Source organism: Micromonospora andamanensis, assembly GCF_016863495.1.
Lineage (GTDB): Bacteria > Actinomycetota > Actinomycetes > Mycobacteriales > Micromonosporaceae > Micromonospora > Micromonospora andamanensis.
Genome location: NZ_BOOZ01000056.1, coordinates 1 through 10,777, shown reverse-complemented (window position 1 = coordinate 10,777; position 10,777 = coordinate 1). Strand labels below are relative to the sequence as shown.

Sequence of the window (10,777 nt, the reverse complement as noted above, 5' to 3'; positions counted from 1 at the left end):
TTCACTGTGCCGAGGAGGTGGTCCGGATGAACACGCCGAAGGCGGCCACGGACACGGTGCGAATTCTGCGTGGGCTGGAGAGCGGCAATCCGTCGGTGCGGTTGCGGGCGGCGCTGGCTGTCGGCACGACCCCCGACCCGGTGGCGGTCGACACGCTCGTCGCGCGGTGCGCCGTCGAGCCCGAGTTCTCCGTGCGCGAGATGCTCACCTGGGCCCTCACCCGCCATCCGGCCGCGCTTACCGTGCCCAGACTCGTCGACGAACTGCGCTCCGGGTCGGCCCAGGCACGAAGCCAGGCGCTGCACACGCTGTCCAAGATCGGGGACCGGCGGGCGTGGCCGGCGATCACCCGGGCACTGCTCACCGACGCCGACGACGAGGTGGCCCGCAGCGCCTGGCGGGCGGCGATCGTCCTCGTACCCGACGGTGACGAGCCGGCCCTCGCCGACGTGCTGGCGACCCAGCTCGGACGCGGCGGGCGGGAGACGCAGTTGAGCCTCAGCCGGGCGCTGATCGCGCTCGGTGAGGTGATCACGCCGATTCTGCGGGCCTCGGCCCGGGACAGCGACCCCGGGGTGCGTCGGCACGCGATCGCCACCGAACGTCTGCTGAACGACCCGGACGCCGGCTTCGAGCTGGCGATCGAGGAGGCGAAGCGCGTGGTGGCTCTCGGCGGCAACGACCGGAGGCGGTGACCGACGGTGCTGATCGGTGAGGTGGCCCGACAGTCGGGGGTCAGTGCCCGGATGCTCCGGCACTACGAGTCGCTCGGCCTGGTGGAGCCGACGGGGCGCACCGGAGCCGGTTACCGGGAGTACTCAAGCGAGGATATCCGGCGGATCTTCCACATCGAGAGCCTGCGGTCGTTGGGGCTGTCGCTGCGGGAGGTCCGCCGGGCGCTCGACGACCCCGGCTTCACCCCGGCGCGGCTCGTGGACGACCTCATCCGGCAGACCCGGGAGCGGATCGCGACGGAGACGGAACTGCTCACCCGGCTGCGCCGGATCGGTGCCGCACAACCCGCCGACTGGGCGGACGTCCTCCAGATCGTCGCCCTGCTCCAGGCCCTCGGATCGGAGCACGCCGGGCGGCGGCAGCGCGCCGCCCTCTCCTCGGCCGGCGAGGCGGCGTTGCCGGTGGAGGCACTTGTCGAGGCGGTACTGAGCGAGGCGGATCCGAACGTCGCGGGCGCCCTCCGCTGGGCGTTGGCGCAGTCGGTCGACGGTGCGCCGGCGCTGCTGGCGGCGGGCCTCGACGCAGCCGACGCCGAGGTACGCAAACGTGCCGTCCAGTCCCTCGCCGAGATCCCGGACGGTGATGCGACAGCGCTGCTGCGGGACGCCCTAGCCCACGCTGATTTCGTCGTCCGCCGGTACGCGGCGGTCGCGCTCGGGGCACGCGGGGTGGCCGAGGCGATCCCGACGCTCGTCGAGATGGTCGTCGAGGAGACGAACGAGGCCGACGCGGCCGACGCACTGACCGCGCTGGCCGGTGAGCCCGCGTTGGCGGATCAGATCGCCACCCGACTCGTCGAACGCCTCACCGAGGCGAGCGTCGGGCCGCCCGCACGTCGCCGGCTGACGCAGGCGCTCGCCGACATCCCCGGCCGCACGGCAGCGACCGCGCTCGCCGCACTGTCCCAGGACGCGGACCGTGCGGTCGCGCTCACCGCGACGTACATCCTCACACTGCGCGACGGGCTATAGCGGGCCCCGCTCCCCATCGAGGGGCACCGGCCGCCATGATAAGACGGTGAAGATCCTGTCCATCCAGTCCTCGGTCGCCTACGGTCACGTCGGCAACTCGGCGGCGGTGTTCCCGTTGCAGCGGCTCGGCCACGAGGTCTGGCCGGTGCTGACCGTGCACTTCTCCAACCACACCGGGTACGGCGCGTGGCGGGGCCCGCTGCTCGCTCCCGCCGACGTGGCCGAGGTGATCGCCGGCATCGCCGACCGTGGCGTGCTCGGCGACGCCGACGCGGTGCTCTCCGGCTACCAGGGAGACCCGGCGATGGGCGCGGTGATCCTCGACGCGGTGACCCTGGTCAAGACCGCCAACCCGGACACGCTCTACTGCTGCGACCCGGTGATGGGCGACGTCGGCCGGGGCATGTTCGTCCGGCCCGGCATCCCGGAGTACCTGCGCGACGTGGTGGTGCCCCGCGCGGACATCGTCACCCCCAACCAGTTCGAGCTGGAGTTCCTCGCCGGCCGTTCGACGAACACGATCGACGACCTGCTCGCCGCCGTCGACGCGGTACGCGCCACCGGGCCCCGGCACGTCCTGGTGACGAGCGTGCTGCACGGCGACCTGCCGGCGGGCTCGCTGGAGGTGGTGGCCGTCTCGGATGCCGGGGCGTGGGCGGTGACCACCCCGCTGCTGCCGATCACCCCCAACGGTGGTGGCGACGTCACCGCCGCCCTGTACTTGGCGCACCTGTCCACCACCGGGTCACCCGCCGCGGCCCTGGAACGCACCACCGCCTCCATCTTCGCGGTGCTGGAGGCCACCCTGGCGGCCGGCACCCGGGAACTCCAGCTGGTGGCCGCCCAGTCCGCAATCGCCGACCCACCCACCCGCTTTCCCGCCCGTCGGCTGCGCTAGCCCGACCCGCACCGCCGGTGCTCCTTCGTCGGCGAGGTCGGTGATCTCGCGAAGCTCGTGATGGCTGTCGACGGCCGTGGGGAGATCGCCGACGCGCGTGCACGGCTCGGTCATGAGCTGGCCGGCTGACCGCCGGCAACGCGTACCCCACCGGCCGTCGCAGGGGGTGACAACAGGCCCCGCCCGGCACCCACCACCTCGCGTCCTTTGCTCTGCTTCACCATACGCATCGTTCGCTCTGGGTCACCGTCGCACGGTGATGGTCTGCCGCCGCCAGGTATTCGGCCGCTGGTCAGCGGCTAGTGCGTGGGTTGAAGCAGAGCAAAGCGCGGACAGAGGACAGTGGCCGCTCAGCGGCGTGGATACCGACGGTGAGCGTTACGCGGGGTTACGTGGGCGTCTAGGTGGAGGCGGGTGGTGGGTAGCCAACGGCGGGCAGGATGGCCTGGTCGACGATGGCCGCGAGGGTCTGCTCGTCGGGCGGGGCTCCGTCGTCGAGGAACCGTTTCAGGGTCAGTGCCTCGCCGATGTCCACCACGATCGGGGTGAGCAGGGCGGGGTCGAGTTGTCCCCGGTCGGCGTAGTGCCGCAGCACGGTGCTGGTGAAGGTGCCGCCCCGGACGTCGAAGACCCGGCTGTAGAGGGCTTCGGCCAGGGCGGGGTGGCTGTGCCGCTCGGCCAGGATCCTGGTGGCGGCGGTGCCGGCAGGGCTGACGATCCAGGCGACGAGTTGGCCCAGCGCCTCGATCAGGTCGCCGCGCAGGTCGGTGGCGCCTGGCGTCGGGCGTTCCACCGGGTGGGCGTCGAGCATCGCGTCGATCAGCAGTTCGGTCGGGCTGGACCAGCGGCGGTAGAGCGTGGTCTTCCCGGCTGCCGCCCGACGGGCGATTCCCTCCATGGTCAGGCCGGTGACGCCGGTCTCGGCCACCTCGGTCAGGACGGCGGCGTAGACCGCGCTGATCAGGTCGGCACCGCGTCGCCGGCTGCGCGCCGCTGCCGCAGGAGGCGCGTCTGCCCCGGTCACGGCTGTTCCCTGCTTCTCACCGTGCCCAGCCTAGGGCACGGGCACGGTGTCACCACCCGATCCTTAGGTACGGCAGCGTATCTTAATAAGATACGCTGCCGTACCTAAACTTTCGCGAAAGGTGGCCGACGCATGTCCCGACCCCTCGTGCCCGCTCATCCCTCATCCCGCGACACCCCACCCGGACCGACCCCACCCGGGCGCGATCCGACAGGCGGCCCGACCACCGGCCGGACGCTCGCGCCGGACCTGGCCCGCGGCGCCATGCTGCTCCTCATCGCCCTCGCCCACGCCCACATGCACCGCTACGGCGACGAGACGGCCGGATACCGCGGCTACGCCACCGACGGCGGGCTCGCCGACCGGGTCGTCGCCGGACTACAGGTGCTGCTTGTCGACGGCCGCGCGCTGCCGATGTTCGCCGCGCTCTTCGGGTACGGCCTGGTGCAGTTCGCGGACCGGCGGGCCGCCGCCGGCGCGGACTGGCCGGCAACCCGCACGCTGCTGCGGCGCCGCAGCCGGTGGCTGATCGGGTTCGGCCTGGTACACGCCGCGCTGCTCTTCTTCGGCGACATCCTGGCCAGCTACGGCCTGCTCGGCCTGCTGCTGGTCGGGATGCTCCGGGTCCGCGACCGTACCCTGATCGTGATCGCCGCCGTCGGCACCCTGGTCTTCGCCCTGCTCTCGTTGGGAACTGGATTCACCATCACCGAGAACGGTTCCCCGCCGCTGCCGACCGCCGAGGCGAACCCGCTCGACGCGGTCGCCGCCCGGCTCAGCATCTGGGCCTTCCTCGCTCCGGCCCTCGCGGTGGACGTGTTCGCCCCGTTCCTGCTCGGGATCTGGGCCGCCCGGCGACGGCTGCTCGACCAGCCCGGGCAGCACCTGCGGCTGCTGCGCCGGATCGCCCTGGTCGGCCTGGCCATCGCGGTCGCCGGTGGCGCTCCGTTGGCGCTCATCGACGCGCAGCTCTGGACCGGCTGGGGCAACGGGGTCGCCATCAGCGCCTACGCCGTGCACGGCGTCAGCGGGATCGCCGGAGGACTCGGGTACGCCGCACTGGCCGGCCTGCTCGCCCACCACCTCGCCGGACGGCGCAACCCGGTGGTCACCGCACTGGCCGCCACCGGCCAGCGCTCGCTGACCTGCTACCTGCTCCAGTCGGTGGCCTTCGTCGCGATCTTCGCGCCGTTCGCCGCCGGCCTCGGCGGACAGCTCAGCGATGCCGGTGCCTCCGCCGTCGGGATAGCGGTCTGGCTGGCCACCGTCCTGCTGGCCGAGACGATGCGCCGCGCCGGCCGGCGCGGACCGGCCGAGACGCTGCTGCGCCGCCTGACCTTCCGGAACGCTTACTGACCGTCGGGGGTCAGGGTCGACGGCTGTCGACCCTGACCCCCGATCAATCGGGCGACGAAACCGTCAGTACCGCAGATTACGCAGGTAGCGGTAGCCGACCTCGGCGGTGCGCTGGGGCGTCACGTCGGGAGTGTCGTTCTCCACGATGTACTCCAGCACCGAGTGCTTCCGGAAGATCCGGGCAAAATCGATCATTCCGGTGCCCAGGTCGGCCATGTCGCCGTCGGCGGCGTGCCGGTCCTTGACGTGGTACTGGAGCACCCGCTGCGGTGCGGAGCGGATGACGTCCAGGGTGAAGCCCTCGGGGTCCGTCACGCCGTCACCGGACTCGATGCCGCCGGTGACCGCCCAGTAGATGTCGATCTCCAGGTGGACGAGCCGGGGGTCCAGCTCCTCGGTCAGGATGTCCCACGGGGTCCGACCACCGCCGAGGTCGATTGTGAACTCGTGGGCGTGGTTGTGGTAGCCGTACCGCAGACCGGCGCGGGCCGCCGCGGCGGCCTCGACGTTCATCTGCTCCGCCCACCGCTTCCAGTCGTCGGCGTTCTCCGAGTAGAGGTAGGGCACCACCATGAACTTCTGCCCCAGCGTGACCGCGTTGCGGATCTTCTCCTGAAGCGCGGCGGGGGTCTCGCTGATCCCGTCGTGGCTGGACGTCGCCTTGATGCAGATGCTGTCCAGGAAGCGACGCAACTGGGCGGCGTTGCGGCCGAAGTAGCCGAGCGCCAGCTCCACCTTCGGGTAGCCGATCCGGGCGAGGTGCCGCAGCGTGGCGTCGTATCCCGGCTCGCCGTTCAACGCGTCGCGGACCGTCCACAACTGGATGCTGATCAGGCCCGGCGGCACCCGCCGCCGACCGGCATGCCCCGGTCCGTGCCCGTGGCCGGGCTTGGCGGCGGCGGCTGTCGCGCCGACACCTGCCGTGGCGAGGCCGACACCGGCCATCGCGGCAACCGAGCCGCGTAGCAGGCCCCGTCTATCGAGGACGGAACGCCGCAGCGCGGCAATCCCGTCATAGCCGTAACACATGATGACTCCTCTCGTGGGTCTACGCGCCCGGAACCAGGACGACCTGGTCGGTCCCGGTCAGCGGCGGCAGGCCGTCGTCACCGGGGTCGGTGTAGGAGGCGACGAACACGGCGGACAGGTTGTCGGTCTCCGGGTCGTGACCGGACGGCACGGTGGTCAGGATCGAGCCGGTGCAGCCGTTGGCTGTGGTCTGCGGGTGGCCGTGATCGTCGTGGCCGAGGATGTACGTCACGCTGACCCGGGCACAGTCGACCGGTTGGTCGTCGGTGACCTGCACCTCGTACCGGATGGTGTCGCCGAAGGCGAAGGGTTGACCCTCGACCGGCGCGATCAGCTCGACCACCGGCTCGGCGTTGCCGACCACGACGCGCACCGACGCCGACGCCGAACGCCCCTTCTGGTCGGTCACCTTCAGGGTCGCCTCGTAGCTGCCGTTCTCGCGGTACGTGAACGTCGGGTTCGCCGACCGCGAGTCGACCCGGTTGTCGTCGTCCAGGTACCACTCGTACCGCAGCCGGTCGCCGTCCGGATCGGTGGTGCCCTCGCTGGAGAACTCCACTGTCAACGGGGCAAGACCGGCGGTCTGGCTGGCCGAGACCGTCGGGACCGGGCTGCGGTTACCGTCCCAGCCGATGTGGTCGATCCGGGTCAGCTGGGCCTCCGGGTTCTCGCTGAAGAAGCCGTCGCCGTACTCCAGGGCGTAGAGTGCGCCGTCGCGGCCGAACTCCAGGTCCATCGGGTTGTCGAAGACGACCGAGGGCAGCACCGGCTCGATTCCGCTGAGCTTGCCGCGCCGGTCGAGCTGGAACGCCTTGACGTAGTCGCGGGTCCACTCGTAGAACAGCGGCTTGCCGTCGTAGTACGCCGGCCACGCCACCGGGTTGCGGCCCCGGGTGGTGGAGCGGTCGAAGCGGTACGCCGGACCGGCCATCGGTCCGATGCCGCCGGTGCCCAGCTCCGGGAACTCGGGGGACAGGCCGTAGCCGTACCACACGTCCGGCTGCTGCGTCGCGGGCAGCTTCCGCAGCCCGGTGTTGTTCGGGGACTCGTTCACCGGTGCCGAGCAGTCGAATTCCGCGCCCGACTCCTCGGTGGCGAAGTCGTAGTCCCGGTACGGCAGTTGCGGGGTGATGCAGTAGGGCCAGCCGTGGTTGCCGGCCTTGCGCGCCACGAACCACTTGCCGTGTCCCGCCGGTCCGCGCAGCGGATCGGGCTGGCCGGCGTCCGGTGAGTAGTCGGCGACGTACAGGTCGTCGGACTTGCGGTCCAACTCGATCCGGAACGGGTTACGCAGACCCATCAGGTAGATCTCCGGGCGGGTATCCCGCGTGCCGGGCTTGAACAGGTTCCCCTTCGGGATGGAGTACCTGCCGTTGTTGCCGACCTTGATCCGCAGGATCTTGCCGCGCAGATCGTTTGTGTTGGCCGAGGTGCGCTGCGCGTCGTACGCGGGATTGCGGCCGGGCCGCTCGTCGATCGGGGCGTAGCCACCGGACTCGAACGGGTTCGTGTCGTCCCCGGTGGACAGGTACAGGTTGCCCTTGGCGTCGAAGACGATGTCCCCGCCGACGTGGCAGCAGATGCCCCGGTCCACCGGTACGTCGAGGATCTGCTGCTCGCTGCGCAGGTCCAAGGTGTCCTTGACCAGGCGGAACCGGGACAGTCGGATGACGCCCTCGAACGGCGCGAGTTCCTCCTCGGTGCCCCAGGCCGGCGCGTCGCCCTCGTTGACGTCAGGTGTGGACGGATCGTCGACAGGGGTGTTCATCGGCGGCGAGTAGTACAGGTAGATCCAGTTGTTGCCGCCCCGGCCGAAGTTCGGGTCGATGGCGACGTTCTGGAGTCCCTCCTCGTCGTGCTGGTAGACGTCGAGGGTCGCGGCGATGGTGTTACGGCCGGTGTCGGGGTTGTGCAGCCACACCACGCCGGCGCGGGTCACGTGCAGCACCCGGCCGTCGGGCAGGACGGCGAGGTCCATCGGCTCGCCGGGGCGGTCGTTGAGGGTGACCTTCTGAAAGGCCGTGTCGGGTGGGGGGTTTGTGGTGCCGGGCGCGGCCGTGGGGGTGGTCGGCGCGGCCATCGAGCTTGCGGGCGGGGCGACGAGCGTGATGGTCGTCAGGCCGGCCACGGCGAGCGCGAGTCGTCTCTTCAACTGCCTCTCCTTGGTGTGAGGACGGGTCGGGCAGGTCGGGACGTGCTGGATCTGGGCTTCTCCTCCGGGTATCGGGCAGCACCGAGCGGCCCGTTGGACCGCCGGTGGGCGGAGCGGGCGCGGAAACTGGAGGTTGGGTAGGTGTCCGAGGGGCCGTCGGAGGTCACGATCGAGGCGCTGGCCCCTGTGGCGGTTCACCGCGTCGTAACATCCGGGGTGAAGCTAACAAAAGCGATGTCGATGTGTCTATGGCTTCTGCCGGATTCAGGGGAACTTTCGGCTCCAGCAGCGAAAGCAATGTCCACGCAGGAAAAACCGCCCTCAGGTCCGGTCAGCGGCCCCCGGCTGAGGGCGGTGCCTGTCGGATCGACGGCTCAGTGCGGCCCGTCAGACGATCCGGCGGTGTGGCGGGCGCCCCGGACCGCGTACCGGTGCATCGTCACGCCCTGATCGAATGACGCCTGCTCGATCAGGTCGAGCTGGACCGGTTCGTCATGCGCGTCGAACAGCGGCCGACCGGTGCCGAGTACGACGGGGTGGGTGAAGAGCAGCAGTTCGTCGAGTAGCCCCGCCTGCAGCAGGCTGGTGGCCAGGGTGGCGCCGCCGACCCCGATGTCGCCGGCGGTCTGCTCCCGCAGCCGCGCGAGTTGCTCGACCGCGTCGTCGCCACCGATGACCCGCGTGTTGTGTCCGGCGTCGGCGCGGGTGCGGGAGACAAGCACCTTGGGCATCGAGGTCCAGATCTCACCGTACTCACGCAGGAAGCCCGGCAGAGATTCGTCGTCGCGGGCGGCCGGCCAGAACGCCTCCATCGTCTCGTAGATCGTGCGACCCTCCACCATCAGCGACATCGCCCGCGCCCGCGCGTTGAACTCCCGGTGCAACGACTCCCCGATGCGCATCCAGTCGCCGCCGCCCTGCTCATTCAGGGCGCGCTCGATCCGCAGATCGACAGACACGTTCATCCAGTACACGAACCGACCCGACACGCTGCCTCCCAGCTTGTAGTTATCTGCACCTGCTCCCGGCCCGACGCCGGGTGCTCAGCCTGGTCGTCCACACCCTCAGGGCGTGTCGAGCCGGGCGAGCAGGGCCCGAGGCGCCACCGCCCGGTAGCCGTCCTCGATGACCTCGGCCAGCTCGGCCTCGCCGATGCCGCTGTCGAGGCGTACGCCGACCCAGCCGCGATGCCCGACATAGGGTGGGCGGAAGTAGGTCTGCGGATTCTCCGCGATCAGCTCGACGGCGGCACCCGGCGGCGCGGCACACCACAAGTGCGCGAAATCGTCCTGGTGATGGCCGTCCGGCCAGACGGTAGCGAAGGATCTCTTGCCCCGGACGAACCAGGTTGGGGTGCCATGACTCAGCCGCTCGCTGACCTCGGGAAGCCGCAGGCAGGCCCGCCGGACGATCGCCACCATGTCGGTCATCGCCACACGCTACGACAAGGGTCCGACACGTCCAGGCAGCCGCCGTTGCCGGATTTCCCGCTTCAGGCCGGCGGGATGGCGATGACCTCGACGTCGACGCCCTCGTTCCGCAGTGTCTTCATCGCCTGGTAGAGCGCCACCTGGGCGAACGTGAAGAGGTAGTCGACGGTGACCTGCCGGCTACCTTTCGGGCCGCTGTCACCCCGCACGCCGCTGACGCTGACCCGCGTCGACGTGGTGTGGCCCCGGTCCGCGTCGGAGCCGGTGGCGCCGCCGTCCCTCGAAGAGTCGGCCGCCGTCGAGGAACGCGCCCGGGTGAACGTGTGGGTCTACAGTTGCGGAGGGAGATGCAGCGGCAGCGGCTCCCGTACCGGAAGGACCTTGTCGCCGCGGTGGACGACGAGTTGCCGGAGGCACTGTGAGAGTGGTGCTGTTGGATCTGGCACGCGCCCCGCGTTCTGGAAGACTCCCCGAAACATCCATCCTGGCCCATCGACTCCGATGAACAGCAGCTCATTCTGACCGTCCTCAGTGGCAATTACCGTATGGAGGGCGACGCCGTAATCTCCGACGATCTCCTCGACGGTCGAGTCGGATTCGGTCAGCTTTTGGGCTATCTCTGAACGTACTTCGTCCCAGATGCCTTCGTCCACCGGGGCGGCGAAGGCGCTTATCTGGAGCGCGCTGGTTTTATGCACGAGGACGATCTGTTGAACGTTCTGGTTCGAGTCGGTGGACACCCGTACTTCAACTCCGTCGACGGCCGGTATCTGCAGGCTGCCGAGGTCGAGACGCTGTACTTTCGGTGATTCGGTCTGCCCGTCAGGAGGGCCACCAGCACCGGCAAGGTACGCCTCGATCGTCAGCTCACTCATTGACCGAGGCAGGTCGTCGGCGTTCGCACCGACCAAGCGGACGTTGAGACTGGGGTGACGCTGGGTTCGTAGCGTGTCGGGGTGGTTCTCGCCGAGGGTCGCCCGCCGTCGCTGCAAGGTGTCCTGGTGCAGGTCGCGGGCTTGAGCGTATTCGCTCATCGCGTACAGCGTGACGCCTAGCTCGTGGGCGCTGAGCAGGGTGTCGGGGTGATCTTCGCCGAGGGTGGTCTGGCGTCGCTGCAGAACGTCCTGGTGCAGGTCGCGAGCTTGGGTGTATTCGCCCATAGCGTGCAGGGTGCCCGCTAGC

General features: G+C 70.1%; 11 protein-coding genes. 4 read left to right on the top strand and 7 right to left on the bottom strand.

Annotated features, from left to right (window positions below; all coding sequences use genetic code 11):
* The first annotated feature begins 26 nt into the window (after nt 1-26).
* Genes Van01_RS28900 through pdxY form a run of 3 tightly spaced genes read left to right on the top strand, consistent with a single transcriptional unit; the run spans nt 27 to nt 2,604 of the window.
* Nucleotides 27-695 (top strand): HEAT repeat domain-containing protein, encoded by a 669-nt coding sequence (locus Van01_RS28900; protein WP_204014248.1) that lies wholly within the window; start codon nt 27-29, stop codon nt 693-695.
* Between the two features lie 6 nt (nt 696-701).
* On the top strand, nt 702-1,706 hold the full coding sequence (locus Van01_RS28895) for a MerR family transcriptional regulator (RefSeq protein ID WP_204014247.1): 1,005 nt from the start codon (nt 702-704) through the stop codon (nt 1,704-1,706).
* Between the two features lie 46 nt (nt 1,707-1,752).
* Nucleotides 1,753-2,604, top strand: a complete 852-nt coding sequence (gene pdxY, locus Van01_RS28890) for a pyridoxal kinase PdxY (protein WP_204014245.1) — start codon at nt 1,753-1,755, stop codon at nt 2,602-2,604.
* A 400-nt stretch (nt 2,605-3,004) separates the two neighbouring features.
* On the opposite strand, the gene Van01_RS28885 is transcribed toward pdxY, so the two are convergent.
* Nucleotides 3,005-3,628 (bottom strand): TetR/AcrR family transcriptional regulator, encoded by a 624-nt coding sequence (locus tag Van01_RS28885; RefSeq protein WP_239099367.1) that lies wholly within the window; start codon nt 3,626-3,628, stop codon nt 3,005-3,007.
* A gap of 132 nt (nt 3,629-3,760) precedes the next feature.
* Here Van01_RS28885 and Van01_RS28880 point away from each other — a divergent pair, with 132 nt between their 5' ends.
* A complete protein-coding gene (locus Van01_RS28880) occupies nt 3,761-4,984 on the top strand; it encodes a DUF418 domain-containing protein (RefSeq protein WP_204014243.1) in 1,224 nt (407 codons plus the stop codon).
* Between the two features lie 63 nt (nt 4,985-5,047).
* On the opposite strand, the gene Van01_RS28875 is transcribed toward Van01_RS28880, so the two are convergent.
* The 6 genes from Van01_RS28875 to Van01_RS28850 form a co-directional block, all read right to left on the bottom strand.
* Nucleotides 5,048-6,013 carry a sugar phosphate isomerase/epimerase family protein gene (locus Van01_RS28875; RefSeq protein ID WP_204014241.1) on the bottom strand — a complete coding sequence of 322 codons (966 nt, stop codon included), beginning with the start codon at nt 6,011-6,013 and terminating at the stop codon, nt 5,048-5,050.
* Nucleotides 6,014-6,032: 19 nt separating this feature from the next.
* Nucleotides 6,033-8,165: a PQQ-dependent sugar dehydrogenase gene (locus tag Van01_RS28870; protein ID WP_239099366.1), complete on the bottom strand. Its 2,133-nt coding sequence runs from the start codon at nt 8,163-8,165 to the stop codon at nt 6,033-6,035.
* A 374-nt stretch (nt 8,166-8,539) separates the two neighbouring features.
* Complete coding sequence (locus Van01_RS28865) at nt 8,540-9,154, bottom strand: dihydrofolate reductase family protein (RefSeq protein ID WP_204014239.1); 615 nt, start codon at nt 9,152-9,154, stop codon at nt 8,540-8,542.
* A gap of 75 nt (nt 9,155-9,229) precedes the next feature.
* The gene (locus Van01_RS28860; protein WP_239099365.1) at nt 9,230-9,595 is read right to left on the bottom strand and encodes an MmcQ/YjbR family DNA-binding protein; all 366 of its coding nucleotides are present in this window, start codon (nt 9,593-9,595) and stop codon (nt 9,230-9,232) included.
* A 62-nt stretch (nt 9,596-9,657) separates the two neighbouring features.
* On the bottom strand, nt 9,658-9,804 hold the full coding sequence (locus tag Van01_RS28855) for a hypothetical protein (RefSeq protein WP_204014237.1): 147 nt from the start codon (nt 9,802-9,804) through the stop codon (nt 9,658-9,660).
* A 120-nt stretch (nt 9,805-9,924) separates the two neighbouring features.
* Nucleotides 9,925-10,777: DUF3710 domain-containing protein (locus Van01_RS28850; RefSeq protein ID WP_204014235.1), on the bottom strand; the 853-nt coding region annotated here is incomplete at its 5' end.